Source organism: Aeromonas sp. MR7, assembly GCF_963899385.1.
Classification (GTDB): Bacteria; Pseudomonadota; Gammaproteobacteria; order Enterobacterales; family Aeromonadaceae; genus Aeromonas; species Aeromonas bestiarum.
The window spans coordinates 71,941-98,360 of record NZ_CAWQXH010000002.1 but is presented as its reverse complement, the minus strand read 5'-3'; the positions used below and the strand labels follow the sequence as shown (position 1 = coordinate 98,360).

27 protein-coding genes are annotated in these 26,420 nt (G+C 61.2%); 18 read left to right on the top strand and 9 right to left on the bottom strand.

What is annotated here, in order from left to right; genetic code table 11:
- Window positions 1–58: 58 nt before the first annotated feature.
- Both AACW87_RS01375 and AACW87_RS01370 read right to left on the bottom strand, forming a co-directional pair.
- Entirely contained in the window at window positions 59–1,555 is a 1,497-nt protein-coding gene (locus AACW87_RS01375) for an aldehyde dehydrogenase (RefSeq protein ID WP_241326364.1), read from the bottom strand.
- A 203-nt stretch (window positions 1,556–1,758) separates the two neighbouring features.
- The gene (locus tag AACW87_RS01370; RefSeq protein ID WP_043136526.1) at window positions 1,759–2,301 is read right to left on the bottom strand and encodes a cupin domain-containing protein; all 543 of its coding nucleotides are present in this window, start codon (window positions 2,299–2,301) and stop codon (window positions 1,759–1,761) included.
- A 185-nt stretch (window positions 2,302–2,486) separates the two neighbouring features.
- Here AACW87_RS01370 and AACW87_RS01365 point away from each other — a divergent pair, with 185 nt between their 5' ends.
- The 6 genes from AACW87_RS01365 to AACW87_RS01340 all read left to right on the top strand — a co-directional run bounded on the left by AACW87_RS01365 (window position 2,487) and on the right by AACW87_RS01340 (window position 9,083).
- A complete protein-coding gene (locus AACW87_RS01365) occupies window positions 2,487–3,818 on the top strand; it encodes an aspartate aminotransferase family protein (RefSeq protein WP_241326363.1) in 1,332 nt (443 codons plus the stop codon).
- A gap of 110 nt (window positions 3,819–3,928) precedes the next feature.
- Window positions 3,929–5,425 (top strand): CoA-acylating methylmalonate-semialdehyde dehydrogenase, encoded by a 1,497-nt coding sequence (locus AACW87_RS01360; protein ID WP_103472671.1) that lies wholly within the window; start codon window positions 3,929–3,931, stop codon window positions 5,423–5,425.
- A gap of 83 nt (window positions 5,426–5,508) precedes the next feature.
- Window positions 5,509–6,264 carry a glutamine amidotransferase-related protein gene (locus AACW87_RS01355; protein WP_098981049.1) on the top strand — a complete coding sequence of 252 codons (756 nt, stop codon included), beginning with the start codon at window positions 5,509–5,511 and terminating at the stop codon, window positions 6,262–6,264.
- On the top strand, window positions 6,261–7,376 hold the full coding sequence (gene ald, locus AACW87_RS01350) for an alanine dehydrogenase (protein ID WP_241326362.1): 1,116 nt from the start codon (window positions 6,261–6,263) through the stop codon (window positions 7,374–7,376). Before AACW87_RS01355 ends, ald begins: the two co-directional genes overlap by 4 nt.
- Before the next feature lie 116 nt (window positions 7,377–7,492).
- Window positions 7,493–8,332 (top strand): PfkB family carbohydrate kinase, encoded by an 840-nt coding sequence (locus AACW87_RS01345; RefSeq protein WP_241326361.1) that lies wholly within the window; start codon window positions 7,493–7,495, stop codon window positions 8,330–8,332.
- Between the two features lie 298 nt (window positions 8,333–8,630).
- Window positions 8,631–9,083, top strand: a complete 453-nt coding sequence (locus tag AACW87_RS01340) for an Rrf2 family transcriptional regulator (RefSeq protein ID WP_011704258.1) — start codon at window positions 8,631–8,633, stop codon at window positions 9,081–9,083.
- Between the two features lie 79 nt (window positions 9,084–9,162).
- Here AACW87_RS01340 and AACW87_RS01335 read toward each other — a convergent pair whose 3' ends face one another.
- Entirely contained in the window at window positions 9,163–9,675 is a 513-nt protein-coding gene (locus tag AACW87_RS01335; RefSeq protein ID WP_098981048.1) for a ferredoxin-type protein NapF, read from the bottom strand.
- A gap of 138 nt (window positions 9,676–9,813) precedes the next feature.
- Between AACW87_RS01335 and AACW87_RS01330 the strand changes: the two genes are divergently transcribed.
- A complete protein-coding gene (locus tag AACW87_RS01330) occupies window positions 9,814–10,029 on the top strand; it encodes a hypothetical protein (RefSeq protein WP_043136509.1) in 216 nt (71 codons plus the stop codon).
- A complete protein-coding gene (rmuC, locus tag AACW87_RS01325; RefSeq protein ID WP_241326360.1) occupies window positions 10,026–11,366 on the top strand; it encodes a DNA recombination protein RmuC in 1,341 nt (446 codons plus the stop codon). The genes AACW87_RS01330 and rmuC overlap by 4 nt, the downstream gene beginning before the upstream one ends.
- Before the next feature lie 94 nt (window positions 11,367–11,460).
- Here rmuC and AACW87_RS01320 read toward each other — a convergent pair whose 3' ends face one another.
- The 5 genes from AACW87_RS01320 to def form a co-directional block, all read right to left on the bottom strand.
- Entirely contained in the window at window positions 11,461–12,903 is a 1,443-nt protein-coding gene (locus tag AACW87_RS01320) for a TrkH family potassium uptake protein (protein ID WP_043554587.1), read from the bottom strand.
- Between the two features lie 96 nt (window positions 12,904–12,999).
- Window positions 13,000–14,376: a Trk system potassium transporter TrkA gene (gene trkA, locus AACW87_RS01315; RefSeq protein WP_043136504.1), complete on the bottom strand. Its 1,377-nt coding sequence runs from the start codon at window positions 14,374–14,376 to the stop codon at window positions 13,000–13,002.
- 157 nt (window positions 14,377–14,533) lie between these two features.
- Window positions 14,534–15,826 carry a 16S rRNA (cytosine(967)-C(5))-methyltransferase RsmB gene (gene rsmB / locus AACW87_RS01310; protein ID WP_241326359.1) on the bottom strand — a complete coding sequence of 431 codons (1,293 nt, stop codon included), beginning with the start codon at window positions 15,824–15,826 and terminating at the stop codon, window positions 14,534–14,536.
- Window positions 15,827–15,871: 45 nt separating this feature from the next.
- Window positions 15,872–16,816 carry a methionyl-tRNA formyltransferase gene (fmt, locus tag AACW87_RS01305; RefSeq protein ID WP_241326358.1) on the bottom strand — a complete coding sequence of 315 codons (945 nt, stop codon included), beginning with the start codon at window positions 16,814–16,816 and terminating at the stop codon, window positions 15,872–15,874.
- A gap of 12 nt (window positions 16,817–16,828) precedes the next feature.
- Window positions 16,829–17,341, bottom strand: coding sequence for a peptide deformylase (gene def / locus AACW87_RS01300; RefSeq protein WP_042866891.1), 513 nt, complete (start codon window positions 17,339–17,341; stop codon window positions 16,829–16,831).
- A gap of 108 nt (window positions 17,342–17,449) precedes the next feature.
- Between def and AACW87_RS01295 the strand changes: the two genes are divergently transcribed.
- The 9 genes from AACW87_RS01295 (at window position 17,450) to AACW87_RS01255 (ending at window position 24,212) form a co-directional block, all read left to right on the top strand.
- A complete protein-coding gene (locus tag AACW87_RS01295) occupies window positions 17,450–18,538 on the top strand; it encodes a LysM peptidoglycan-binding domain-containing protein (protein WP_241326357.1) in 1,089 nt (362 codons plus the stop codon).
- A gap of 1 nt (window position 18,539) precedes the next feature.
- Window positions 18,540–19,655, top strand: coding sequence for a DNA-processing protein DprA (gene dprA / locus AACW87_RS01290; protein ID WP_241326356.1), 1,116 nt, complete (start codon window positions 18,540–18,542; stop codon window positions 19,653–19,655).
- Window positions 19,648–20,121, top strand: a complete 474-nt coding sequence (locus AACW87_RS01285) for a DUF494 family protein (protein ID WP_043136489.1) — start codon at window positions 19,648–19,650, stop codon at window positions 20,119–20,121. The genes dprA and AACW87_RS01285 overlap by 8 nt, the downstream gene beginning before the upstream one ends.
- A gap of 55 nt (window positions 20,122–20,176) precedes the next feature.
- The gene (locus tag AACW87_RS01280) at window positions 20,177–20,734 is read left to right on the top strand and encodes a DNA topoisomerase family protein (RefSeq protein ID WP_241326355.1); all 558 of its coding nucleotides are present in this window, start codon (window positions 20,177–20,179) and stop codon (window positions 20,732–20,734) included.
- A 74-nt stretch (window positions 20,735–20,808) separates the two neighbouring features.
- A complete protein-coding gene (gene purE, locus AACW87_RS01275) occupies window positions 20,809–21,315 on the top strand; it encodes a 5-(carboxyamino)imidazole ribonucleotide mutase (protein WP_043136483.1) in 507 nt (168 codons plus the stop codon).
- A 134-nt stretch (window positions 21,316–21,449) separates the two neighbouring features.
- Window positions 21,450–22,010: a Sua5/YciO/YrdC/YwlC family protein gene (locus tag AACW87_RS01270; RefSeq protein ID WP_241326354.1), complete on the top strand. Its 561-nt coding sequence runs from the start codon at window positions 21,450–21,452 to the stop codon at window positions 22,008–22,010.
- A 111-nt stretch (window positions 22,011–22,121) separates the two neighbouring features.
- On the top strand, window positions 22,122–23,030 hold the full coding sequence (gene hemF / locus AACW87_RS01265) for an oxygen-dependent coproporphyrinogen oxidase (RefSeq protein ID WP_043554580.1): 909 nt from the start codon (window positions 22,122–22,124) through the stop codon (window positions 23,028–23,030).
- 103 nt (window positions 23,031–23,133) lie between these two features.
- Window positions 23,134–23,955 (top strand): shikimate dehydrogenase, encoded by an 822-nt coding sequence (aroE, locus tag AACW87_RS01260; RefSeq protein ID WP_241326353.1) that lies wholly within the window; start codon window positions 23,134–23,136, stop codon window positions 23,953–23,955.
- Window positions 23,952–24,212, top strand: coding sequence for a DUF1488 family protein (locus tag AACW87_RS01255; RefSeq protein WP_098981036.1), 261 nt, complete (start codon window positions 23,952–23,954; stop codon window positions 24,210–24,212). Before aroE ends, AACW87_RS01255 begins: the two co-directional genes overlap by 4 nt.
- A 792-nt stretch (window positions 24,213–25,004) precedes the next feature.
- Here AACW87_RS01255 and yihA read toward each other — a convergent pair.
- Window positions 25,005–25,658, bottom strand: coding sequence for a ribosome biogenesis GTP-binding protein YihA/YsxC (yihA, locus tag AACW87_RS01250; RefSeq protein ID WP_042033919.1), 654 nt, complete (start codon window positions 25,656–25,658; stop codon window positions 25,005–25,007).
- A 142-nt stretch (window positions 25,659–25,800) separates the two neighbouring features.
- On the opposite strand from yihA, the gene AACW87_RS01245 reads away from it, so the two are divergent.
- Window positions 25,801–26,418, top strand: a complete 618-nt coding sequence (locus tag AACW87_RS01245; protein ID WP_043136470.1) for a c-type cytochrome — start codon at window positions 25,801–25,803, stop codon at window positions 26,416–26,418.
- Window positions 26,419–26,420: the final 2 nt, after the last annotated feature.

Genomic DNA, 26,420 nt, shown 5'->3' with positions numbered 1-26,420 from the left:
TAAAAATGAAAAAGGGGGATTTCTCCCCCAATTCGCTAGATGAGCGTCATTTCTGATGCTATTCGAGCTGGATCCAGGTGCTTTTCAGCTCGGTGTACTTCTCCAGGGCGTGCAGCGACTTGTCGCGGCCGTTGCCGGACTGCTTGAAACCGCCGAACGGCATTGTCATGTCGCCGCCATCCCAGTTGTTGACGAACACGGTTCCGGCGCGCAGGGCGCGGGAGCCCTTGATCGCCTTGTTCAGATCCGCCGTCCAGATCGCGGCGGCCAGACCGTAGTCGCTGTCGTTGCCGAGGGCGATGGCTTCTTCCAGCGTGTCGAAGCCGGTTACCGCCAGCACTGGGCCGAAGATCTCCTCTCGGAAGATGCGCATCTCGGGCGTCACCTCGTCAAAAATCGTGGGCTCGACATAGAAGCCGCCGCTCTCGATATGGGTGCGCTTGCCCCCCAGCAGCAGCTTGGCCCCTTCCTGTTTGCCAATCTCGATATAGCGCAGCACCTGCTCCATCTGGACGCTATCGACCATGGCGCCGATGCGGGTGGCGGGATCGAGCGGGTTGGCGGAGATCCACTCGCGGGCATGGGCCAGCAGCCGTTCCATGAACTGCGGCTTGATGCTGTTTTGCACCAGCAGGCGGGAGGCGGCGGTACATACCTCGCCCTGGTTGTAGAAGATGGCGCCAGCGGCACTCTTGGCAGCGGCGTCCAGATCCGGCGCGTCCGCCAGTATGATGTTGGGGCTCTTGCCGCCACACTCCATAAAGGCGCGCTTGAGATTCGACTTGCCGGAGCACTCCACCAGATGTTTGCCGATGCGGGTGGAGCCGGTGAAGGTGATGCAATCCACGTCCATGTGCATGGCCAGCGCCTCGCCCACCGTATGGCCAAAGCCCGGCAGCACGTTGAATACCCCATCCGGAATGCCCGCCTCTTTCGCGATCCCGGCGATGCGCAGGGCGGTGAGGGGGGATTTCTCGGAGGGCTTGAGGATGACGGAGTTGCCGGTGGCCAGCGCCGGGCCCAGCTTCCAGCAGGCCATCACCAGCGGGAAGTTCCAGGGCACTATGGCGGCGACCACCCCGAGCGCCTCGCGGGTCACCAGCGCCAGCGCGGACTCTTCCACCGGGGCGACCTGATCGTAGATCTTGTCGATGGCCTCGGCGTTCCAGGCGATGCAGTTGGCGGCGGCGGGGGCGTCATATCCCATGGCATCGCCGATGGGCTTGCCCATGTCCAGCGACTCCAGCAGCGCCAGCTCCACCTTGTTGAGGCGCATCAGCTCGGCAAAGCGCTGCATGATCAGCTTGCGCTGTTTCGGGGCCAGCCCGCTCCAGCGTTTGTCACTGAAGGCGGCGCGGGCGGCTTGCACCGCCAGCTCGGCATCGGCGGCGTCGCAGGCGGCGACCTTGGTCAGCAGCTGGCCATTGGCCGGGTTGATGCAGTCGAAGGTGGCGCCATTGATGGCATCCCGGTAGCTGCCATCGATGAAGGCTTGCGAGGGCAGGGTCAGATGGGCGGCCTTGTGTTGCCACTGGGCCAGGGTCAGGTCACTCATGTTCACTCCTTGAACCGGCAAAGAATTGGTCTCCGCGTATCAATATGCTAAACATCTTGCCGCTTGTAAATCCATTCTGTAACAATTCATTAAACACTTGCCCCTTTGTCCCCGGCAATGGCGGCCATCCTTGTCACTCGCCATGAGCGAGAAACCGGCCGGGGCAAGGCGTCAGCGATCGGCGTGAACGCCGTTGAATGGCCTTAGAAACTGGCCGGGGTGTTGGCGGAGATCAGCACGCACTCCTGCTCGCCCACGTTGCGAAAACGGTGCGGGGTGCGGCTGTCAAAGTAGTAGCCATCACCCGCTGCCAGCTGGTGGATCTGCTCGCCGACTGTGACCTCGACCGTGCCCCGGATGATGATGCCGCACTCTTCTCCCTCGTGGCTCAGCATGTCGTCACCCGTGTCGGCACCCGGCGGCAGTATCTCCTGCATCATGCCGATGGCACGGTTGGCGCGGCTGTGGCCAACCAGCCGGTAGCTGATGGGATGGGTGCCGAGATCCGGCATGTCGCTGGCGCGGAAGATCACCTCGGTTCCCATCTCTGTCTCTTCGGTGAAGAAGCTGGCCAGGGACATGGGGATACCTTCCAGCACCTTGCGCAGTGAGGAGACCGAGGGGCTCACCTGATTTTTCTCGATCTGGGAGATAAAACCGTTGGTCACACCGGAGCGTTTCGCCAGCTCGCGCTGGGAGAGGGCCGCCTTGGTGCGAACCGCCTTGAGGCGGTGACCTATATCCATCAATAGACACTCCTTGACTGTTTACTATTATTAAAATTGTGTTAAATATCTTATACCACCCTGCTCATGTATCAGCTAGGGGTGGCACCAGATGGGGCGATAATGAGCCCCTTTTTAGGAATTCAGGTGTTTAATTTAATAGGCATAAGCCGATAGTTACTAAACACCTTAAGGATGAGGTGACCATGAAACCGATCAGCGACATCAATACGCCCTCCGACATGTCCGCCTTCTGGATGCCGTTTACCGCCAACCAGCAATTCAAGGCGGCGCCGCGCATCCTGAAGTCGGCAGAGGGGATGTATTATCACTCAGAGGATGGCCGCAAGATACTGGATGGCACAGCCGGGCTCTGGTGTTGCAACGCGGGCCATGGTCGCCGCGAGATAGCAGAGGCTGTCTCCCAGCAGATTTCTCACCTCGACTTTGCGCCGACGTTCCAGATGGGGCACCCCCTGCCGTTCGAGCTGGCCAACCGGCTGGTGGAGATAGCCCCCAAGGGGCTGGGCCATGTCTTCTATACCAACTCGGGCTCGGAAGCCGTGGACACGGCGCTCAAGATTGCGCTGGCCTGGCAGCGGGCGCGGGGGCAGGGCACCCGCACCCGGCTGATTGGTCGCGAGCGCGGCTATCACGGGGTTGGTTTCGGCGGCATCTCAGTGGGGGGGATTCCTGGCAACCGCAAGTGGTTCGGCTCCCTGCTGACCGGGGTGGATCATCTGCCCCACACCCTCAACATCGCCAAGCATGCCTTCACCAGGGGGCTGCCCGATGAAGATCTGACCCTGGCCGACGAGCTGGAGAAGTTAGTCTTCCTGCACGATGCCAGCAACATAGCGGCCGTCATTGTCGAACCCATAGCCGGCAGTACGGGTGTCATCATGCCGCCCAAGGGCTATCTCAAGCGGCTGAGGGAGATCTGTACCAAACACGGCATTCTGCTGATCTTCGACGAGGTGATCACCGGCTTCGGTCGCCTCGGTTCCCCCTTCGCCGCCCAGGAGTTCGATGTCATGCCCGACATGATCACCTGTGCCAAGGGGCTCACCAACGGCGCCATCCCCATGGGGGCCGTGCTGGTGAGCAACGGCATCTATGACGACATGATGGCCGCCGGCAAGGGCGCCATCGAGCTGTTCCACGGCTACACCTACTCGGGTCACCCTGTGGCCGCCGCCGCCGCGCTGGCGACCCTCGAGATCTATCGCAACGAGAACCTGCTGACCCGCGCCGCCGATCTGGCGGGCTACTGGGAGGAGGCGGCCCATTCCCTCAAGGGCTGCAAGCATGTGAAGGACGTGCGCAACTACGGACTGGTGGCGGGCATAGAGCTCGAATCCCTGCCGGATGCGCCGGGCAAGCGTGCCTACGAGGTGTTCGTGCGCTGCTTCGAGAAGGGGGCCCTGATCCGGGTCACCGGCGACATCATAGCCCTGTCGCCGCCCCTCATCATGGAGCGCAGCCAGATAGACGATCTCTTCACCCTGCTGCAGGACGTGTTGCAGACACAGGCGTAGCCCCTTTTCACCTTGCATTGCATGGCGCCCCGGATTCGGGCGCCATCTCCCTGTGCCCGGCTCGCGCGAGACGGCGCAGGGAGAGACGGATTAACCATCACGGAGGATTTATGACATACAGGGTCAGCAACTTTATCAACGGCGAGACGACAGAGAGTCGCAGCGAGCGCTTCGGTGCCATCTTCAACCCGGCCACCGGCCAGCAGCAGGGCCAGGTGGTGCTCAGCACGGCCGCCGAATGCGGCGAGGCCATTGCCGTGGCGGAGCGCGCCTTCGCCGACTGGTCGCAGACCCCGCCGCTGGTGCGGGCCAGGGTGCTATTTCGCTTCAAGGAGCTGATGGAGCAGCACAGGGATGATCTGGCCCGGCTCATCAGCCGCGAGCACGGCAAGGTCTTCTCCGACGCCCAGGGGGAGCTGACCCGCGGGCTGGAGGTGGTGGAGTTTGCCTGCGGCATCCCCCACCTGCTCAAGGGGGAGCACTCCCTCAACGTGGGCCGCGGGGTGGACAGCCACTCCATGATGCAGCCGGTGGGGGTGTGCGCCGGCATCACGCCGTTCAACTTCCCGGCCATGGTGCCGCTCTGGATGTTCCCGGTGGCCATCGCCTGCGGCAACACCTTCATTCTCAAGCCGTCCGAGAAGGATCCGTCCCTCTCCCTGCGCATGGCCGAGCTGCTCAAGCAGGCCGGCCTGCCGGACGGTGTACTCAACGTGGTCAACGGCGACAAGGAGGTGGTGGACGTGCTGCTGACCGACCCGCGGGTCGGCGCCGTGTCGTTTGTCGGCTCCACCCCCATAGCCCAGTACATCTATGCCACCGCCTCGGCCCACGGCAAGCGGGTGCAGGCGCTGGGCGGGGCCAAGAACCACATGCTGGTGATGCCGGATGCGGATCTCGATCAGGCAATTTCCGCCCTGATGGGGGCGGCCTATGGCGCCGCCGGTGAGCGCTGCATGGCGATCTCGGTGGCCGTGGTGGTGGGGGATGAGACAGCCGATGCGCTGGTAGCCAAGCTTTCGCCACTGGTGGCGCAACTCAGGGTCGGGCCGGGTCTGGGTCAGAGCCCGGAGAACGAGATGGGGCCCCTGATCAGTCGCGAGCATCTGGCCAAGGTGCGCGCTTACGTGGATCAGGGGGTGGCCGAGGGGGCCCAGTTGCGGGTCGATGGTCGCGGCGTGAGTCACGGGGAAGGTTACTTTATCGGTGGCAGCCTGTTCGACCGGGTGAGCCCCGAAATGCGCATCTACCGGGAGGAGATCTTCGGCCCCGTACTGGCCATAGTGCGGGCCCCGGATTACGAGACGGCGCTCAGGCTCATCAACGAACACGAGTACGGCAACGGCACCGCCATCTTTACTTGCGACGGCGATACCGCGCGGGACTTCACCGCCAGGGTTCAGGTCGGTATGGTAGGGGTGAACGTCCCCATCCCAGTGCCCATGGCGTTTCACAGCTTCGGTGGCTGGAAGCGGTCCATCTTCGGGCCGCTCAACATGCACGGGCCGGATGGGGTGCGTTTCTACACCCGGATGAAGACGGTGACGGCGCGCTGGCCACAGAGCCTGCGCGCCGGCGCCGAGTTCTCCATGCCGACCATGAAGTGACGCGCAGGCACGCTGCCATGGCCTAACTTGTTGCCCCCGCAGGCCATAGCTCTGCGGGGGCAATCTCTGTAAAGGAGTTACAGATGCGACTGGGAATTCTCGATTGTGACCGGCTGGACCCCGATTTGGCGGGTGATTTCGGCCCCGTTTACTCCGAGATGTTTATCAAGGGCTTTCGGGCCCTGGCCCCCGGGCTGGAGTTTCGGGTCTGGTCGGCGCTCGATGGCGAGCTGCCGGACGACCTGCACGGGTGCGATGCCTGGCTCATCACGGGTTCGCGCCACGATGCCTACAGCGATCTGCCCTGGATCCAGGCGCTGCGCGGCTGGATCCGTCAGGCCCACGATGCGGACGTCAAGCTGGCCGGAGTCTGCTTCGGCCATCAGGTGATCGCCCAGGCGCTGGGGGGCGAGGTAGTGAAATCCACCAAGGGCTGGGGGCTCGGCGTCTCAGTTCATCCCATGCTGGCGACCGGCGCCTGGATGCAGCCCGGGCTGGACACCATCCGGATCCTGGCCAGTCACCAGGATCAGGTCGAGCAGCTGCCGCCGGGCGCGATCCGGTTGGCGGGCAACGATTTTTGTCCCAACTTCATGTTCTTGCAGGGGGATCACATAGTCGCCATTCAGGGACATCCGGAGTTCTCGGTGGAGTACAACCGGGCGCTGATCGAGCGGCGGCGGGACTTTCTGTCCGACGATCGCTATCAGCGCAGCCTCTCCTCGCTGGAGGGGGAAGTGGACTCGGCCACCATGATGCAGTGGCTGTTGCAATTTTTGGGCATACTGCCCGGTGGCGAAGGAGCGACCGGCGGGATCACAGCAGGAGAGCGAGCATGATTATTGGCGTACCCAAGGAAATCAAAAACCATGAATACCGGGTCGGCATGACTCCCGCCGGAGTGCAGGAGCTGGCGGCCCGGGGACACAAGGTCCTGGTGCAACAGCAGGGAGGCGAGGCGATCGGACTGTCCGATGCCGAGTACCAGGCGGCCGGGGCCGAGCTGGTGGCCAGCGCGGCGGAGATCTTCGCCCGGTCCGAGATGATAGTGAAGGTGAAGGAGCCCCAGCCGGAGGAGTGTGAACTGCTCAGGCCGGATCAACTGCTGTTCACCTATCTGCACCTGGCGCCGGATCCGGTGCAGACCCAGCTGCTGGTGCACTCGGGGGCTGTGGCCATCGCCTACGAGACTGTGACTGACGAGCGCGGCGGTCTGCCGCTGCTGGCGCCCATGTCAGAGGTGGCGGGGCGGATGGCGATCCAGGCCGGGGCCCACAGCCTGGAGAAGGCGCAGGGGGGCAATGGCACCCTGCTCGGTGGCGTACCCGCGGTGGCGCCCGCCAAGGTGGTGGTGTTGGGGGGCGGTGTGGTTGGCGTCAACTCGGCGCGCATGGCGCTGGGACTGGGAGCCGATGTCACCATTCTGGATCGCTCCCTGCCGCGGCTGCGGGAGCTGGACAGCCTCTATGGCCCGGCCCTCAAGACGCTTTACTCCACTCGCACCAATATCGAGGCCTGCATCGCCCAGGCGGATCTGGTGATCGGCGCAGTGCTGATCCCGGGGGCGGCGGCGCCCAGGCTGGTGACCCGCGACATGCTCAAGCTGATGCGCAAGGGCTCGGTGCTGGTGGACGTGGCCATCGATCAGGGCGGCTGTTTCGAGACCTCCCACCCGACCACCCACGAGGAGCCCACCTATGTGGTGGACGGCATCATTCACTACTGCGTGGCCAACATGCCGGGCGGCGTGGCGCGTACCTCCACCTTCGCCCTGACCAATGCCACCCTGCCGTTCGTGCTGGCGCTGGCCGACAAGGGCTACGCCCAGGCGCTCAGGGATGACAAGCACCTGCGGGCCGGTCTCAACGTGTTCAAGGGCAAGATCACCCAGGCGGCGGTGGCCCAGGCGCTCGGCTACGAGTACGTCAGCGCCGAGTCCGTGCTGGGCTGACTGCAGCGTGAAGCTGGCCGGCAAACGTCGAGCGGGCTCACAAACCCCGCGATTTCAGGGAGGGCCGTCAGGGCCCTTTCTCATATACTGGGATCCCTTGTCAGTGAGGTCTCTCCATGTCCCGTATTCTGCTGCTCGCCAATCTCAACTGTGATCATGTGCTCTCCCTCTCCGAACCCCTGGTGGCCGGAGCCCGCCTGCAATATGTGGATCAGGGCCGCCGGCTGGGGGGCGGCGCCGCCAACACCGGCATAGGGCTGGTGTGGGCCGGCCACGAGGTGACCATAGCCTCCCGCATCGGGCTGGATGAGGCGGGCGACTGGCTGCTGGAGCAGGCGGCGAGCTATGGGCTGGACTGCTCCCACGTGGAGCGGTTCGGCGGCGAGACAGGCGAGCTGCTGATCCTGGTGGACTCCACCGGCGAGCGCACCATCCTCAGGCGACCGCATCGCCCCGATCTGCCCGGCGACTTGCCGCTGGAGGGGGTGGACTGCCTCTACGTGAACTATCCCGGCACCGCCATCATCGGCTACATGCGACAGATGCTCGGCAAGAGCTTCGTGGTGGCCCAGTATCCCAAGGGCGGGCAGGCGCGCCGCCCCTGCCACGTGTTGGTGGCCTCCCGCTCCGATCTCGGCGAGGTGAGCGACCCCTGGCAGCATGCCCGCCAGCTGGCGGGAGAGCAGCTGGAGTGGCTGGTGTTGACCGAAGGCAAGGCAGGGGCCGTGGCCATTCACGGCGAGGAGCAGATCCGGGTGGCGGCGCGGCCCGTGTCCGTGGTGGACACCACGGGGGCGGGGGATGCGTTCGCCGGCGGCCTCATTCACGGGCTGGCCCGCGGCATGGCGATCCAGGATGCCCTGCAGTGCGCTGTGGATTGGGGGGCCTTCGCGGTCGCCTCCGAGAGCTCGATTCCCTCCAGCGCCTTGAAAAACTGGCTCAGGCAGCCTCACTGAATCCTGAAAAATGGTTTCGTATGGAGCAGGTTAATCCACTCGGGTGTGTGGGGAAGACAGGCGAATTTAGCCGCCAAAAACACCCCAAACCTTGGACTAAGCCTGCAAGTTTGCGATCAATCAAAGAAAGTGTCGATTTATGTGCATCTTCATCGACACCCGCCTGAGCTGCTCTTAACCTTGTCACTCCACGACTCAGATTAAGATGCGTACTCCGTGCAAGCGCAAGCGCGGCCCCGCCTCTTAGCTTTAGGTTGTCGTCCTGATTTCTGGCTTGTAGTAAGAGGCAAGTGCGACCATGCAACTGACACGATTTACCGACTATGCCCTGCGTACCCTGACTTTTTTGGCGGTTCAGCCGGGAGATCGCCTGTCGACCATCACTGAGGTGGCCGATACCTTTGCCATCTCCCGCAACCACGTGGTCAAGATAGTGCACCAGCTCGGCATCAAGGGGTACATAGAGACGGTACGTGGCAAGCATGGCGGCATCCGCCTCGGCCGCTCCGCCGTCTCCATCAACCTGCGCGATGTGGTGATGGACATGGAACACGTGCTCTGCCCGGTGGATTGCAAGCGCGAGAACTGTCGTCTCTCCGGTGGCTGCCGCATCCAGGGCATACTGCGCCGCGCCATGAACGCCTTCCTCGAGGTGCTGGGGGAATACACCCTGGCCGATGCGGTGCGCGATCCGACCCGGCTCTGCCACCTGCTCGGCATCGAACAGGATTCCATCCTGGCCATGGCATAAACGCCGCGCCGGACATGACAAAGGGGCCCACGGGCCCCTTTTTGCTTTCTGGTATTTGAGACTAGGGTGGCGGCCCGGGTCAGAGCTGGGGGATCAGGGTGATGGCGCCATGGAAGCAGGCTAGGCCGCAGGCGCCACAGCCATCGCACGCCGCCATGTTGACGCTGACGCCGTCGGCGGTGGCCTTGATCGCCTGCTGGGGGCAGGCATCTTCACACAGCAGGCAGTAGAAGCCCTGTTTGGCCTGACAGCTCGCCTCTATCTGCACCCGGGTCTGCACCTGTCGCCCCCACTGCAGGTCGAGGGCGCCGGTCGGACAGGCCCTGGCGCAGCTGCCGCAGTAGCTGCACTGGCCGCAGGCGAGATCCAGCACTGGGGTGCCGGCGATGGCGGTCCCCTCGTATTCGGGCTGGCTTGCCGGCTTGAGCAGGCCGTTGGGACAGGCCTTGAAGCATTCACCGCAGCGGGTGCAGAGGGAGAGGTACTGGGACTCTTCGATGGCCCAGGGCGGGCGTGCCTCGTGACAAACCACGTCCGGTTTGCGGGAGCCCCCCAATGCGTGCGTCAGCCATCGACAGAAAAAATGAGTCATGCTCGCCCCTGATACCTATTAGGGGTTAATTTTATCCAAGTTTCGGCTGGCAAGCCAGAGAATAGCGCCGGCCAGGATCGCAAGCCGGGTTGCCCTTGTGTAAGCTAGGCGAGTCTTTTTGCGGGATTGAATGAACTCATGTGGTTATTTCTGTGGCGTGCGTCTCTGTTGTATATCTTCCCCCTGCTGATGTGGGGCTACTGCCGCATCAAGGATATCGAGTTCGCCGAGCTCGATACCGGGGTTAACAGTCACAAGTGGGTGGTGCTGGCCGCCTACCTCCTCTATGTGGTGATCTGGCTGTTGCTCAACCGCTACCTCGAGCTCTTCCTGCGTCAGCGGAGCCGCAAATGATCGAGCCCGGGCTCTGGGGGATCTTGTTGCCTGCCGCCGTGCTGGCTCTCGGGCTTGGCTGGCTGTTCGGGCGTCGGGCCGCCACGGCGCAGGCTCAGGAGCTGATGCTGGCACAAGAGCGCCATCAGGCGCTGCAGGATCGCTTCGACGAGTTGCAGGACGAGCGGATGCAGGGCCAGCAGAAGCTTGATCAGCAGCAGACCCTGCTGATCAAGCTCACCGCCCGCCTCAAGGATGCCGAAGCCACCCTGCGCAGCGAGCGGCTGGCCGCCGCCGAGAAATTGCAACTGCAGCAGGAGGCGGAGCAGCGTCTCAGCCAGCAGTTTGAAAACCTCGCCAACCGTATCTTCGAGAAAAACTCCGGCAACTTCCGCGAACTGAACCAGAACAGCCTGGATCTGCTGCTGACTCCGCTCAAAGAGCAGCTCGAGGGCTTTCGTCGTCAGGTGGGAGAGACCCACGCCCAGGAGACGGCCCAGCGCCACAGCCTCAAGTTCGAGCTGGAGCGTCTGGCCGAGCTCAATGCCCGCATGACCGAAGAGGCGGCAGCCCTGACCCGCGCCCTCAAGGGGGACAGCAAGCAGCAGGGCAACTGGGGTGAGGTGGTGCTGGCCCGCATCTTGAGCGAATGCGGTCTGCGCGAGGGCCACGAGTACCATACCCAGGTCAACATCGAGGTGGACAGGGGCAAGCGCTACCAGCCCGACGTCATAGTCCACCTGCCCCAGGAAAAAGACATCATCATAGACGCCAAGGTGTCGCTGACCGCCTACGAGCGCTGGTACAACAGCGATAACGAGCTGGAGAAGGCGGTGGCGCTCAAGGAGCACGTCGCCTCGGTGCGCAACCACATCCGCGAGCTGGGCCGCAAGGATTACCAGCAGCTGCCCGGGGTGCGCACCCTGGACTATGTGCTGATGTTCGTGGCGGTGGAGCCCGCCTTCCTCACCGCGGTGGAGGCCGATCCCTCCCTGGTGCGCTACGGCCTCGACAACAACATACTGCTGGTGAGCCCCACCAACCTGATGGTGGCGCTGCGCACCATAGAGAACCTGTGGCGCTACGAGCGGCAGAATCAGAATGCCCGCCAGATCGCCGAGCGGGCCGGTCGCCTCTACGAGAAGCTGCGGTTGTTCGTGGAGGAGATGCAGCAGATGGGGGGCAGCCTGCACAAGGCGCAGGAGAGCTACGACAAGGCGATGGGGCGGCTGGTCAACGGTCGTGGCAACCTGATCGCCCAGGCCGAGCGCTTCCGCGAGCTGGGGGTCGAGGTGACCAAGACGCTGCCCGAGCCGCTGGTCAACCGCGCGCTGGAGCGGGAAGAGTCCGCCGAGTGAGGTGGATGGTCATGCACGGCATGAGAGGAAGAAGGGCAGCCATTGGCTGCCCTTCTTGTTTTCGTTTGTCGGCGGACTCCGGAGTGCAACTTGATCACTGCTTCCAGAAGGAGGGGAAGAAGAGCACGGCCACGGTCAGGATCTCGAGCCGCCCCAGCAGCATGCCGAACGACAGTATCCACTTGGCAGAGTCCGGCAGGGTGGCGAAGTTGGTGCTGGGTCCTATGACGGGGCCCATGCCGGGACCCACGTTGGCCACGGCGGTGATGGAGCCCGAGATGGCGGTCAGGGGATCCAGCCCGATGGCGGCGAGCAGGGCGGCGATCAGCAGTATGACGGCGAAGTAGGCCAGCACGAACGAGATCATGGAGCGGATGATGGCGTCGTTGACCGGACGACCGTTGTACTTCTGCGGGAAGACGGCGGAGGGGTGCATCAGCTGGCGCATCTGTTTCTTGAACAGGGCGAACGCCACCTGTACCCGGAAGATCTTGAGCCCGCCGGCGGTGGAGCCGGAACAGGCGCCGAGCGCCAGCAAGATGATGAAGATGATGCTGGTGAGCGGCCCCCAGGTGCCGAAATCGCCGAGGCCGAAGCCTGTGGTGGTGAGCACTGAGACTATGTTGAAGCTGCTGATGCGCAAGGCATCCATGAAGCCGTAGATGTCCCTTATCCACAGATAGAAGGTGACGACGACCGTGACCCAGATCACCAGCCAGAAGAAGCCCTGGACCTGGGCATCCTTGAGCAGGCTGTTGTCACGGCGGGAGAGGGCTTGCACATAGAGCAGGAAGGGCAGGCCGCCGAGGAACATGAAGAGGGTGCCGATCCAGTGTGCCGAGTTGGAGAAGTGGGACATGGACTGATCCGAGGTGGAGTAGCCGCCGGTGCTGAGGGTGGTCATCGAGTGGTTGACCGCCTCGAACAGCGTCATGCCGCTCACCCAGTAGGCGAGGAAGCAGAGCATGGAGAGCACCAGATAGACCACCACTATGTTGTTGGCCACCGTCTTGGCGCGTGGCGCGCTCTTGTCCGACCAATCCGAGCTCTCGGTCTGGAACAGCTTCATGCCGCCCACGTTGAGGTAGGGCAGCACGGCCACCGCCATCACTATGAAGCCCACCCCCCCCAGCCACTGCAATATGGAGCGCCACAGCAGGATGCTGTGGGCCATGCCGTCGAGCCCCGACAGCACTGTGGAGCCTGTGGTGGTGACCCCTGACATGGTCTCGAAGTAGGCATCGGTGAAGTCGATGTGGTTGATGAAGAAGAAGGGCAGGGCGCCGAAGATGCAGGCCACCACCCAGACCGAGGTGGTGAGCAGGAACATCTCCCGCACGCCGAGGTGGAACACCGCCTTGCGGCCGTAATGAAGGCAGAGCAGGGCCGCGCCGTGGGTGATCAGCACGGATTTCAAGAACTCGACGAACCCCTCGGAGCCGGTGAGCAGCGCCAGCAGGGTGGGCAGCCACATGAAGAGTGCCAACTTGGAGAGCACCAGCCCTAGGGTGAAGATGATGGGGCGCAGCTTGATCATGCAAGATAACCTGGTCGTTGATTGACAAAAGACCCGGACAATCCCCTTGGGAGGCTGTGCCGGGTCTGGTTTGCGCTGCCTGGGTGCATGGGCAGGTTACAGGAAGAAAGGACTTGGCTGGAACAGCCGTTCCACTTCCGGTATGTACTTCTTGTCCACCAGGAACATCACCACGTGGTCATCCTGCTGGATCCGGGTGCGATCGTGGGCGATCAGCACCTCGTCGCCACGCACTATGGCACCGATTGTGGTGCCGGGCGGCAGTTTGAGTTCACCGACCGTCTTGCCGACCACCTTGGAGGTGTTCTCGTCACCGTGGGCTATGGCCTCGATGGCCTCGGCCGCACCACGGCGCAGGCTGTAGACGTTGGCGATGTCGGCCCGGCGCACGTGGGTCAGCAGGGCCGAGATGGTGGCCTGCTGGGGTGAGATGGCGATGTCGATGGAGCCGCCCTGCACCAGGTCCACGTAGGCGCTGCGCTGGATCAGCACCATTGTCTTCTTGGCGCCCATCTTCTTGGCGAGCAGGGCCGACATTATGTTGGCCTCGTCCTCGTTGGTCACGGCGATGAAGACGTCGATCTGGTCTATGTGCTCCTCGGCCAACAGTTCCTGATCCGCCGCGTCGCCGCAGAAGACTATGGTGTTCTCCAGCACCTCGGAGAGCTGCTCCGCCCGCTTCTGGTTGCGCTCGATAAGCTTGACGCTGTAGCGCTTCTCCAGCTGGCGGGCGAGGCCGGCGCCTATGTTGCCGCCGCCGACGATCATGATGCGTCGGTAGGGGCTCTCGAGGCGCTGCAGCTCCGACATCACGGCCCGGATATGGCCCGCCGCCGCCACGAAGAACACCTCGTCATCCGCCTCTATGATGGTGGTGCCTTGCGGGCGGATGGAGCGCCCCTGACGGAAGATGGCGGCGACCCGGGTCTCTATGTTGGGCATGTGATCCCGCAGGGTGGAGAGCGCATTGCCCACCAGGGGGCCACCGTAGTAGGCCTTGACCGCCACCAGACCCACCTTGCCACCGGCAAAGTCCACCACCTGCAGCGCACCCGGATACTCGATCAGCCGACGCACATAGTCGGTCACCAGCTGTTCGGGGGCGATCAGGTGATCTACCGGCACGGATTCCGGCAGGAACAGGCGATCCCGCTCCACCAGATAGGCGGGGGAGCGAATGCGCGCCACCTTGTTCGGGGTGTTGAACAGGGAGTAGGCCACCTGGCAGGCGATCATGTTGGTCTCGTCGCTGTTGGTGACCGCGACCAGCATGTCCGCATCCTGGGCGCCCGCTTCGCGCAGCACCTTGGGGTGGGCGCCGTGGCCGTTCACCACCCGCAGGTCGAACTTGTCCTGCAGCTCCCGCAGCCGGTCGCTGTCGGTATCAACTATGGTGATGTCGTTGTTCTCGCCGGCCAGGTTCTCTGCCAGGGTGCCACCGACCTGGCCAGCGCCCAGAATGATGATCTTCATAGGGACCCCTCAGGGAACGAGGATGCGTTGCAACGGATGGCAATCTGGTCAGGGTCAGTCGTCAACATGATGATTCTCATAGGGAAAGCTTGCTCGATGTTGCGCAATCATGGGTGCCGTCAAGCGGCACCCGTCATCTTCATGGCCATTGCTCTGCTTACCGCTTGATCAGCTTGGCATAGTAGAAGCCATCCATCTCGGCTTCGCCCGGCAGGAACTGGCGGCCCGGACACGCCGGCGTGTCCTGTTCGTGCAGCGGCACCAGGGTGGCATCCGGGGTAGCAGCCAGGAAGGCGCGGATCTGTTCGCGGTTCTCTTCCGGCAGCACTGAGCAGGTGGCGTAGAGCAGAGTACCGCCGCTTTTCAGTTTCGACCAGAGAGCGATCAGAATACGGCGCTGCAGCTCTGCCAGCTCGCGGATGTCCTGATCCCGGCGCAGCCACTTGATGTCGGGGTGGCGGCGGATGACGCCGGTGGCGGAGCAGGGGGCATCCAGCAGGATGCGATCGAACTGACCCTTGGGCCACCAGAGTTCCGGGGTGCTGGCATCACCGTGGATCACCTCGGCCTTGAGGCCGATGCGATCCAGGTTCTCCTGCACTCGCTTGAGGCGATGTTCGTCGGCATCGACGGCCACCACGCCGGCCAGCTTGGGCTGACGCTCAAGCAGGTGAGCCGTCTTGCCACCGGGGGCGGCGCAGGCATCCAGCACCCATTCGCCCGGTTGCGGGTCTAACAGTCGGGCTGCTTGCTGGGCAGCACCGTCTTGTACCGAGCAGTCGCCTGCCTCGAAGCCGGGCAGCTTGGTCACGTCGCAAGGGCGTTCCAGCAGGATGCAATCTTCCCCTTCCTCACCGGCCACCGCATTGATGCCCACTTCGGCCATGCGGGCCAGCATCTGCTCGCGGCTCTGGCGCTGGCTGTTGTTGCGGATCCACATGGGCGGGCGCTGGTTGTTGGCCTCCATGATGAATTCCCAATCTTCGGGATAGGCCTGGCGCAGGCGTTTGGTGAGCCACTCAGGATGACCGAGGCGAATGCTGGGAACGCGGTCGATGCGCAGCAAGATGACTTCGGCGCTGCGCTGGAAGTTGCGCAGTACGCCATTGATGAGGCCGCGCAAGGAGGTGCCCTTGAGCAGTTTGACGGCGTTGACTGTCTCGGCCACGGCGGCGTGGGCCGGAATGCGGGTGTAGATGAGCTGATAGAGACCGACCAGGATCAGATAATGGAAGATGCGGCTCTTGTTCTTGAGCGGCTTGTCCATCATCTCGTTGACTGCCGCATCGAGGCGGGGCAGCCAGCGCAGGGTGCCGTAGCAGAGTTCTTGCAGGAGGGCGCGATCGCGGGGCGCAACCTTCTCCTGGGCAGCAGGCAGAACAGCGGAGAGGGATTGACCCTGATCCAGCACCTGTTGAATAACGAGAGCGGCCTGTGCACGTGTTTTCATAATGTTACCTTAGATGCGCAAGTCGGGGCCTGGGCCCCGCTTGGTTCAATTCAATTGCGTGCCGGGTTCAAACCAGTCGCGGCGAGAGTTGAGCAGATCCGAGACGGACATGGCTTTCTTGCCGGGCGGTTGCAGAGTGAGCAGGCGCAGCACGCCCTTGCCGGTGGCGATGTCGATCCCCTGCTTGTCGGCCTTGAGCAGGGTGCCGGCGTTCTGGCCATGGTCACTGTCGATGACGGTGGCTTGCCATACCTTGATGGTCTGGTCAGCCACTTCAAACCAGCTGATGGGCCAGGGGTTGAACGAGCGGATGCAGCGTTCGATGGCGACGGCCTCCATGGCCCAGTCGATGCGGGCTTCTTCCTTGGAGAGCTTCTCGGCGTAGTTGGCCAGCGCATCATCTTGCGCCTCGGCAGCGGTTTCACCGGCGGCCATGGCATCGAGGGTCTCGACCAGTGCCTGCGGGCCCAGCTCGGCCAGCTTGTCATACAGGCTGGCGGAGGTCTCATCGGCGGCGATAGGGCAGCTCACCTTGCGGATCATGGCGCCGGTATCCAGCCCCACATCCATCTGCATTATGGTGACGCCGGTTTCGCTATCACCCGCCCAGATGGAGCGTTGGATAGGTGCGGCACCGCGCCAGCGGGGCAGCAGGGAGCCGTGCACGTTGATGCAGCCGAGGCGCGGGGTATCGAGCACCGCCTTGGGCAGGATCAGGCCGTAGGCCACTACCACCATGAGATCGGCGCCAAGGGCAGCCAGTTCGGCCTGCGCCTCTTCCTTGCGCAGGGAGGCGGGCTGGTAGATCGGCAGCTCATGGGCAAGGGCCAGCTCCTTGACCGGGCTGGCGGTGAGCTTCTGGCCACGACCGGCCGGTTTGTCTGGCTGGGTGTAAACGGCAACGACCTCGTGGTCGGAAGACAACAACGCCGCCAGGTGACGGGCGGCGAAGTCGGGAGTACCGGCAAAAATCAGTTTCAGCTTGTTCAATGGGGCAGATCCTCAGAGGATTTTGCGATCTTCACGGGCCATCTTTTCCAGCTTCTGGCGAATGCGCTGGCGCTTGAGCGGGGACAAGTAGTCCACAAACAGCTTGCCGACCAGATGATCCATCTCATGCTGTATGCAGATGGCGAGCAGATCGTCTGTTTCCAGCTCGAATGGCTTGCCGTTGCGATCCAGCGCGCGCACCTTGACCCACTCGGCGCGTGGCACCAGAGCGCGGTGCTCGGGCACCGAGAGGCAACCCTCTTCGATGCCGGTGCTGCCGGATTGCTCGAGGATCTCGGGGTTGATCAATACCAGAGGATCTTCACGGTTTTCAGAGACATCGATCACTATGATGCGCTGATGAATGTCGACCTGAGTGGCGGCAAGGCCTATGCCTTCCTCCGCATACATGGTTTCGAACATATCATCTACAATGTGTTGTAACTCGGGTGTAAAGGTCTCGACAGGGGCTGCGACAGTGCGCAGACGTTCATCGGGAAAACGCAATACATCTAGAATGGCCATAGTTTTTTCTTTAGTTTCGTATAAATGCAGTCAATATTGGCGTAATTCTAGTCATTTACGCCGACAAAAAACAGCAACACTTTGCGTGCAGAAGTAACAGGGAGTGTTATGTATCTGAAGCAAACCATCCTCGCCTGCCTGCTGGCCACTCTGAGCCAGGGTGCCTTGGCCGATCAGTTGAAATTGAAAGCGGGTTATCCCGAGCGTTATGTCGTGCAAAAAGGCGACACCCTCTGGGATATTTCGGGCCAGTATCTGGCAGAGCCCTGGCTCTGGCCCCGCCTGTGGAACATCAATCCCCAGATTGCCAATCCGCACTGGATCTACCCCGGTGACGTGCTGCATCTGAGCTGGGTCAACGGCGAGCCTCGGCTCGGCAAGGCGACACAGGGGGGCAAGCCGGTGGTCCATCTCTCGCCCAAGAGCCGCTACGAGAACAAGGCCAATCCGGTCCCGACGCTACCGCTCAGCGAAATAGGCCCCTTCCTGCAAACCGACCACATTCTGGCCGACAACCAGCAAGCGAAAAAGCTGCCCTATGTGCTCGGCAACAACGAGGCCCACATCGGTATGCTGGAGGGCGACACCCTCTATGTGCAGGGATCGCTGACGCCTGGTCAGGACTACGGCATCTATCATCCGGGCATGGTTTACAAGGACAAGCAAACCGGCGAGCTGCTGGGGCAGGAGGCGGTCTTTGTCGGCACGGCCAGAGCCGAGGAACGGCTGCCGGATGATCGCACCCGGGTCACCCTCAGTCACAATCAGCGAGAGGTGTATCAGGGGGACAAGGTGATGCCTTTCCCGCCGCAGGAAACGCTCTCCGCCGTGTTCACTCCGAAGGCGGCGCCCGTGATCTCATCAGGCTACATAGTCGATCTGCCGAGCAAGGCCCGTGGTGGTGGCAAGTTTGATGTCGTGCTCATCAACCGGGGGCTGCGGGATCAGCTTGCCCCCGGCGATGTGCTGGAGATCCGGCGCCCCGGTGCCAAGCTGGTGAGCAAGAACGGCAAGGTATCGTACAAGGAGTACTCTTCCGTCTACAACAAGGCCTTCTACTCGGCCGGCAAGCCCCCCTTGCCCTCGGAGGCGGTGGCCAGGGTCATGTTGTTCAAGGTGTACGACAAGCTGAGCTACGGCCTCATCATGCAGAGCCAGGACATGGTCAGCTCCGGCTATCAGGTCAGTAACTTCTAACGTGCCACCTCCACTCGGGCGGGTCTCGCTGTGGCTGACGCTGGATGCCGTCACCGGTATCGGCCCCGTCACCGCCGCCCGTCTGCTTGCCCACTTCGGTGGCGATATCGCCGCCCTGTTTGAGAGTGATGATGGTCGTTTGCGGGCGCTTGGTCTGCACTCGGCCCAGATCCGTCAACTAAGATGGCCACTGCCTTCGGTTGAGCAGGGGCTGAGCTGGGCCACCGAGCCTGGCAATCACCTGCTCTGCCCCGATGATCCCGCCTATCCTGACCTGTTGAAAGAGATCCCCGCCGCCCCCTTGCTGCTCTACTGTCGTGGCAATCTTGCCGCCTTGTCTGCTCCACAGCTGGCGATGGTCGGTACGCGTCACCCCACCTATGCCGGCAAGGACAATGCCGCACGCCTGTGTGCGGAACTGGTGGCGTGCGGTCTGGCGATCACCTCGGGACTCGCGCTCGGTATCGATGGTGTCTGTCATCAGCAGGCCCTAGCGACGGGCGGTATCACGCTCGCCGTGCTGGGCTCCGGCCTCGACTGCCTCTACCCCAAGCGTCATCAGGGGCTGGCTAGCCAGATCCTGGAGAATGCGGGCGTGCTCATCTCCGAGCTGGCGCCGGACAAGGGGCCGCTCGCCGAACATTTCCCTCGTCGCAATCGCATCATCAGTGGACTGGCGCTCGGAACCCTGGTGGTGGAGGCGGCCGAACAGAGTGGCTCACTCATCACGGCCCGCTACGCGCTGGAGCAGGGGCGTGAGGTATTTGCCGTTCCCGGTGCGCCGCAGAATGTGCAGGCGCTGGGCTGCAACAAATTAATCCAGCAGGGGGCCAAACTTGTATTGAGCGCGGCCGATATAGTGGAAGAGCTTCCCGGATTGGTCAGCCTGGCACGGAAACCGGATGGATTGCCTGAGCAACGGCATAATAGCGAATTGCCTTATGCCGATTTGTTGGATAACGTAGATTATGAGACCACGAGCGTGGATACCGTCGCCGAACGGGCCCAGCTTCCTGTCGAAGTGGCATTGGGCAGGTTGGTAGAGCTGGAGCTTTCCGGTGCAGTGATGGCGGTAGCCGGTGGATACGTCAGAGCGAGGAGGGCGAATCATGTTTGATGTATTGATGTACCTTTTCGAGACCTACATCCACAGCGATGCAGATGTAATGGTCGAGCAGGATGAACTCACCGACGAGCTGAGCCGGGCCGGTTTCGATAAAGACGAGATCGAGAAGGCGCTCGACTGGCTGGAGCGACTGGCCAACCTGCACGATAGCGAGCGGGAGGTGTACGTCACCGCCAGCGCGCAAGGCTCGATGCGTATCTATGCCCCGCAAGAGCTGGCTCGCCTCAGCACCGAATGCCGTGGCTTCCTGTTGTTCCTGGAACAGGCTCAGGTACTGAATGCCGAAACCCGCGAGATATGCATCGAGCGTCTGCTCGAGCTGGACAAGCCGGATATCGAGCTGGACGATTTGAAGTGGGTCGTCATGATGGTGCTGTTCAACGTACCGGGCAGTGAAAATGCCTACCAGCAGATGGAAGAGCTGGTGTTTGATGAGTCAGACGGCGTCATTCACTGACAGTCCGGTGCCGCGCTGGTAGAATTCAGGCCATCTGGATTTCAAGGCGCGGCCCATGTCAAAAATCGATCATCATCTCTTTTCTGCCCACGAACAGGCGTTCGAGCGAGAGCCGTGCCCGCAGTGTGGTGCCGAGCTGGTGATCCGACAGGGCAAGCATGGCCCCTTTCTGGGCTGCTCCGCCTATCCCACCTGTGACTATATCCGTTCTCTGACGCCATCCGGCCGCGACATCGAGAAAGTGCTCGAAGGTTCGACCTGCCCGGATTGCGGCCAGCCGCTGGCGATCAAGAAGGGGCGTTACGGTCTGTTTGTGGGTTGCACCCAGTATCCGGCCTGCCAGCACATCGAATCCCTGCAGGAAAGCGACGATACCCAGATCCTCTGTCCTGAGTGTGGCAAGGGTCATCTGGTGAGTCGCACCTCCCGCTATGGCAAGCAGTTTTACTCCTGCGATGGGTATCCCCATTGTAAATATGTGGTTAACGACAAGCCGATCCCTATGCCTTGTCCCGAATGTGGCTGGGGCATCATGGTAGAGAAGAAAGTGAGGGGAAATCTGAGGTGGATCTGCCCGCAAAAGAAATGCGGCCATCAAAGTGAGCAGGTATAATCCCGCCGCCGTAACCAAATTGAAACGTTTTCGGCGAACTTCAACCCCCCACTTGGAGTAAGGAAATTCCCACCATGAATAAACCCTTTGTTGCCGTATTGATGGGCTCTGATTCTGATTTTCCCGTGATGCAATCTACCCTTGAAGTCCTCAAGTCGTTTGATATCACAGTGGAAGTCAAGGTTACCTCTGCGCACCGTACCCCGGCTGCGACTCATCAGTATGTGACCGATGCCGAGGCCCGTGGCTGCAAGGTCTTTATCTGTGCTGCCGGTCTGGCGGCTCACCTGGCCGGTGCCGTTGCCGGCATCACCACCCGTCCCGTGATCGGGGTGCCCATCGATGGCGGCCCGCTCAAGGGACTGGATGCGCTGCTCTCTACCGTGCAGATGCCGGGCGGCGTGCCAGTAGCAACCGTGGCGATCGGCAAGGCCGGCGCCAAGAACGCGGGCTATCTGGCGGCTCAGATGCTGGCGGTCGGAAATGATGAGCTGGCGGCCAAGGTACGTGCCGAACGCCAGAAGAATGCCGAAGAGGTGATGGCCAAGGATGCCGCCCTGCAGGCTCAACTGCTCAAATAAGCAATAAGGCGGCAACCTGCCGGACATGTTCGCGCTTTATAACAGGACGCACGGATGTGTACCGGCGGTTGTCGCTCTAACAGGTTCAATCCAAATAAGTGATGAGGCGGCAGCCTAGCTGCCGCATTTTTTCTATGCCCAACGAATTTGAACAAGCGGTTGCCGCCCTCCACAGTGAAGGGGTGATCGCCTATGCCACCGAGGCCGTGTTTGGTCTGGGTTGTGATCCCGACTCAGAATTGGCGGTGCAGCGTCTGCTGGCCATCAAGCAGCGTCCGGTGGAGAAAGGCTTGATCCTGATCGCCGCCGATCTGGCGCAACTGCAGGAATATATCGATGTGAGCCAGCTCAGCGCCGAGCAGCTGGCCCGGGTCGAGGCCAGCTGGCCCGGCCCCTTCACCTGGATCATGCCCGCTCGAGCCGCGACGCCGACCTGGCTGACCGGTCAGTTCGACACCCTGGCTGTGCGGGTGACGGCCCATCCTCAGGTGCAGGCCCTGTGCCGCGCCTTCGGCAAGCCACTGGTCTCCACCAGTGCCAACCTGACCGGCGAGGAGCCTGCCCGTCGGCTAGCCGAGATCGGTGAGGCGCTGGCCAGCCAGCTGGCCTATGTCCTGCCCGGCGAGGTCGGGGGCCAGGCCAATCCTTCCGAGATCAAGGACGCCAGAACCGGCGCCATCATTCGCCCCTCCTGAGTGGGGCGGGCTGACCCTTTTTTACCGCAATGCACATGGGCCTTGAGCCCTGGGTGTGACATCACAATAAAATGGACAGGGCGTTCAAGATCCTGCCTGACTGGAGACAAGATGAGCAAACCGGACGTGGCCCAGGTCAAGGCCTTCCTGTTGCAGTTGCAGGACGAGATCTGCCGTGGCCTGGAGCAGGCCGATGGTGCCGGGCACTTTGTGGAAGATGCCTGGTGCCGCGAGGGTGGCGGCGGTGGTCGTACCCGAGTGTTGCGCCATGGCGCCGTGATCGAACAGGGAGGCGTCAACTTCTCCCACGTCTATGGCGATGCCATGCCTGCCTCGGCGACGGCCCACAGGCCCGAGCTGGCGGGCCGCAAGTTTGAGGCCATGGGGGTGTCGCTGGTGATCCACCCGCACAACCCCCATGTGCCGACCAGCCACGCCAACGTCCGCTTCTTCATCGCCGAGAAAGAGGGCGAAGCGCCCATCTGGTGGTTCGGCGGCGGTTTCGACCTGACCCCGTTTTACCCGTTTGCCGAGGATGTGCAGCACTGGCACCGGGTATCGCACGACCTCTGCCAACCCTTTGGCGAGCAGGTCTACCCCGAGTTCAAGTCCTGGTGCGATCGCTACTTCTTCCTCAAGCATCGCAACGAGACGCGCGGTGTGGGCGGCCTCTTCTTCGATGACCTGAATCGCTGGCCGTTTGCGGATTGTTTTGCCTTCATGCAGGCGGTCGGCAAGGGCTATCTCGATGCCTACCTGCCGATTGTCGAGCGGCGCAAGGCCCAGCCCTATGGCGAGCGGGAGCGGGAGTTCCAGCTCTATCGCCGTGGTCGTTATGTGGAGTTCAATCTGGTCTACGACAGGGGCACCCTGTTCGGCCTGCAGACCGGCGGACGTACCGAGTCGATCCTGATGTCCATGCCACCACTGGCCCGCTGGGAGTATGACTGGCAGCCGGAAGCGGGCAGTCCGGAGGCCTTGCTCTACACTGACTACCTCACGCCACGAGAGTGGCTGTGACCAGAGGGGCCATGATGGCCCCTTTTTACTGGCCGATATTCGGCTTGTTCCCGCGCGAGAAAACCCGTTAAATCGGAATATTGCCCTCTGATGGAACTCCTTGATGGATCGTTATCTGGTTTTTGGCCACCCGGTGCGCCACAGCAAATCCCCCTTTATCCACACCCTGTTTGCCAGGCAGACCCAGCAAGAGCTGGAATATGGTCTGGCCGAACCCGCCATCGATGAGTTTGCCACGGCCCTGCGCGCCTTCTTTGCGCAAGGGGGCAAGGGGTGCAATGTCACTGTCCCTTTCAAGGAACAGGCCTTCGCGCTGGTCGATACGCTGAGCCCGAGGGCTAAACGAGCGGGTGCCGTCAATACCATCAAGCTGACCGACGACGGCGTACTGCTGGGGGACAATACCGATGGTGCCGGTCTGGTGGCGGATCTCAAGGCCCACAGCGTGACCCTGACGGGCGGCCGGATCCTGCTGCTGGGCGCCGGAGGGGCTGCCCGTGGTGCCCTGGCGCCCTTGCTGGCCGAACATCCGGCCGAACTGGTGATTGCCAACCGCACCCACGCCAAGGCGGAGCAACTGGCGGCCGAGTTTCACGATCTGGGGGTCGTCACGGCCCAGCGCTATGAGCTGCTGGAGGGGGCGTTCGATCTCATCATCAATTCCACCTCCGCCAGCCTGCAAGGAGAGCTGCCGCCTCTCGCCCCTGCGCTGATCCACGCCGATATTGCCATCTACGACATGATGTATGGTGCCTCGGATACCCCCTTCATCGGCTGGGCCAGACAACAGGGAGCCCGCCAGATCATGGATGGGCTGGGCATGCTGGTCGAGCAGGCGGCGGAGGCCTTTACCGTGTGGCGCGGAATCCGGCCAGGGACTAAACAGGTATTGAGAGAACTGAAACGAAATCTGGGGACCCTATGAACCAAGGCATATTGTTTCCCGAGCTGGCGGACTGGCAGGCGCATGAACAGCGGATCCATTTCCCGGCCCAGCAGAGAGGGGCTCTGGTCGATTGTTACATCAGTCGCCGGCGTCTGGAAAAGATGACTGGTCTTTCCCTCGTCAGGGAGGAGGACATACTGCGCGCCTTCGAGAGTGTGCGCTTCGACATCGAAGACATGGCAGAGAAACTCATTGAAGAACAAGAGTTTGCAGAAGATGGTGCCATCTATCTCTGAATTTTTTTAGTTTTTTCTCAAAGCAGCGGAACTTGTGTGGAATGCCGCTGACTAACTAGATAGTTGAGGAAGTGCTAGCTAGTCACCTTTATAACTCCCCGGTATTCGTACTGGGGATTTTTTTATCTATATGAAAAGCAAAGTGTTTTATGTAATTCATTTTTCGTGAAACTAAATTACATAAATTACTTTCACTTTCTGCTGCTTTGCTATACAGTTAGCAACGTAGGGTACAGAGGTAAGATGTTCTATCTTTCAGACCTTTTATTTCACGTAATTGAATGTGGCTGAATAGCAGCCCCGATGAGTATTCGTCGGGGTGTTTTTTTATGTGCGGCGTTTAGAGTAAATGCTTTAATTCGGCCAAGTATTTGTTAGAATGAAGGGGCTTCTTGAGGAAAACCAGTTGTCTTTGTTCTCAAGATTTAGCTTCTTCCCAATTTTTGAACTGATTGTTTCAGGCCGATACTGCACCAGTGGTACCGGCCTCATTTTTGTCCCTCCTTGTCGCCTTCATGTAATAAAATTTCATTTCCGTACTTATTGACTGATGTGCCTTCAATTCGATGGCAGAAATCTGAAAACGTTGCCATGGGGATGAAAAGTTAATTAAAAATGGTAATTAACTTTTCATCCCATTGTTAAAAAAGGCTTTTATCAAATTTTCTTGAGGAAGAGTATAGGCGGGGATCGAGGGTTGGCGGGACGTCATCAAACTGAAAGTCTTTCAATCAGCGGAGGGTCAACTCCGCCAATTGCAAGGAGGGGATAGCAGTATGATGGAGGAATGCATTATTCCTCGATCTGCTCTTGCTCATCACCTTCGGCGATCTCGTCTGCCCCGGCCAGATACCAGCCAGACAGAGTCTGGGCCAGTTTTTCCACCCCGATATTGTTGAGGGAGGAGAAGGCTTCTACCTGGATCTGAGGGCCCAGGTCGGCAATGGCCTGACGAACCTTGATGACCTGATTGTTGCGGGGACCCGGGCTCAGCTTGTCCGCCTTGGTCAGCAGCAGCATGACCGGCAGTTCACGGTGGGAGCTCCACTCCAGCATGTTCATGTCGGTATCTTTGAGCGGGTGACGGATGTCCATCAGGATCACCAGGCCTTTCAATGACTCACGACGCTGCAGGTATTCTGCCAGTGACTTTTGCCACTTGAGCTTCATTTCCAGCGGTACTTGTGCATAACCATAGCCCGGCAGATCGACCAGACGCTTGCCCGGTTCCAGTTCAAACAGGTTGATCAGCTGGGTGCGGCCCGGGGTTTTACTGGTGCGAGCCAGGTTCTTGTGCTTGGTTAAGGTGTTCAATGCAGATGACTTACCGGCATTGGAACGGCCGGCAAACGCAATCTCGACACCCCCATCATTTGGCAGGTGACGGATGTCGGGTGCGCTGGTCACAAAATGCACCTTATTGAAATTCAGAGTTTGTGTATCCAACGTAAATTCCCCATAGAGATAGAGGGTTATAGAGTTACTTTTTTGTGAAATCGTGTAAAATGGCGTCGCTTAAACGCGTTTATTTTAACATGCCTTCAGCGGCATGGGATCTGGAAGCCTAATAACGAGAAGTTGGAACGCCATGAAGAACCTAGTCATTACTCTTGCTCTGATGGTTGGCGTAACGGGGATGGCACAAGCCAAGGGCGATGCCGCTGCGGGACAATCCAAGGCTGCCGTGTGTGCGGCTTGTCATGGACCGGACGGAAACAGCCTTGTCGATATGTATCCCAAGATTGCTGGTCAGCACGCATCATATATCAAAAAGCAATTAGTTGAACTGAAGGCTGCAGCTTCTGGCCAAATTGGTCGTGTTGCGCCCATCATGGGGCCTATGGCGCTTCCCCTGTCCGACCAGGACATGGAAGACCTTGCTGCCTACTTCTCCAGCCAGAAGGTAACACCGATTGCGGTGCCTGATGACGCTGTAGCAGCGGGTAAAGCGCTCTATATGGGTGGTGACATGAGCCGTGGTCTGGCTGCGTGTACCGCTTGTCACGGTCCGCGGGGCTCGGGTGTCGAGCAGGCCAAATATCCGAGCCTGTCCGGCCAGCATCCTGCTTATATCAAGGCCCAGCTCACCGCGTTTCGTGCGGCTGCCCGTGAGAATGACCCGAACAGCATGATGCGGGACGTTGCCAAGAAGCTGACCGATCAGGATATAGAAGCCTTGTCCAAATACGTGGCCGGTTTGCACTGAAA

Coding starts and splice junctions, on each gene's coding strand:
- AACW87_RS01375 (WP_241326364.1), bottom strand. CDS start 1,555: ATGAGTGACCTGACCCTGGCCCAGTGGCAACACAAGGCCGCCCATCTG.
- AACW87_RS01365 (WP_241326363.1), top strand. CDS start 2,487: ATGAAACCGATCAGCGACATCAATACGCCCTCCGACATGTCCGCCTTC.
- AACW87_RS01285 (WP_043136489.1), top strand. CDS start 19,648: ATGTTTGATGTATTGATGTACCTTTTCGAGACCTACATCCACAGCGAT.
- AACW87_RS01360 (WP_103472671.1), top strand. CDS start 3,929: ATGACATACAGGGTCAGCAACTTTATCAACGGCGAGACGACAGAGAGT.
- AACW87_RS01280 (WP_241326355.1), top strand. CDS start 20,177: ATGTCAAAAATCGATCATCATCTCTTTTCTGCCCACGAACAGGCGTTC.
- AACW87_RS01335 (WP_098981048.1), bottom strand. CDS start 9,675: ATGACTCATTTTTTCTGTCGATGGCTGACGCACGCATTGGGGGGCTCC.
- AACW87_RS01370 (WP_043136526.1), bottom strand. CDS start 2,301: ATGGATATAGGTCACCGCCTCAAGGCGGTTCGCACCAAGGCGGCCCTC.
- AACW87_RS01255 (WP_098981036.1), top strand. CDS start 23,952: ATGAACCAAGGCATATTGTTTCCCGAGCTGGCGGACTGGCAGGCGCAT.
- rmuC (WP_241326360.1), top strand. CDS start 10,026: ATGATCGAGCCCGGGCTCTGGGGGATCTTGTTGCCTGCCGCCGTGCTG.
- ald (WP_241326362.1), top strand. CDS start 6,261: ATGATTATTGGCGTACCCAAGGAAATCAAAAACCATGAATACCGGGTC.
- AACW87_RS01340 (WP_011704258.1), top strand. CDS start 8,631: ATGCAACTGACACGATTTACCGACTATGCCCTGCGTACCCTGACTTTT.
- trkA (WP_043136504.1), bottom strand. CDS start 14,376: ATGAAGATCATCATTCTGGGCGCTGGCCAGGTCGGTGGCACCCTGGCA.
- AACW87_RS01270 (WP_241326354.1), top strand. CDS start 21,450: ATGCCCAACGAATTTGAACAAGCGGTTGCCGCCCTCCACAGTGAAGGG.
- AACW87_RS01355 (WP_098981049.1), top strand. CDS start 5,509: ATGCGACTGGGAATTCTCGATTGTGACCGGCTGGACCCCGATTTGGCG.
- hemF (WP_043554580.1), top strand. CDS start 22,122: ATGAGCAAACCGGACGTGGCCCAGGTCAAGGCCTTCCTGTTGCAGTTG.
- AACW87_RS01330 (WP_043136509.1), top strand. CDS start 9,814: ATGTGGTTATTTCTGTGGCGTGCGTCTCTGTTGTATATCTTCCCCCTG.
- aroE (WP_241326353.1), top strand. CDS start 23,134: ATGGATCGTTATCTGGTTTTTGGCCACCCGGTGCGCCACAGCAAATCC.
- AACW87_RS01345 (WP_241326361.1), top strand. CDS start 7,493: ATGTCCCGTATTCTGCTGCTCGCCAATCTCAACTGTGATCATGTGCTC.
- rsmB (WP_241326359.1), bottom strand. CDS start 15,826: ATGAAAACACGTGCACAGGCCGCTCTCGTTATTCAACAGGTGCTGGAT.
- AACW87_RS01295 (WP_241326357.1), top strand. CDS start 17,450: ATGTATCTGAAGCAAACCATCCTCGCCTGCCTGCTGGCCACTCTGAGC.
- AACW87_RS01320 (WP_043554587.1), bottom strand. CDS start 12,903: ATGATCAAGCTGCGCCCCATCATCTTCACCCTAGGGCTGGTGCTCTCC.
- AACW87_RS01245 (WP_043136470.1), top strand. CDS start 25,801: ATGAAGAACCTAGTCATTACTCTTGCTCTGATGGTTGGCGTAACGGGG.
- purE (WP_043136483.1), top strand. CDS start 20,809: ATGAATAAACCCTTTGTTGCCGTATTGATGGGCTCTGATTCTGATTTT.
- def (WP_042866891.1), bottom strand. CDS start 17,341: ATGGCCATTCTAGATGTATTGCGTTTTCCCGATGAACGTCTGCGCACT.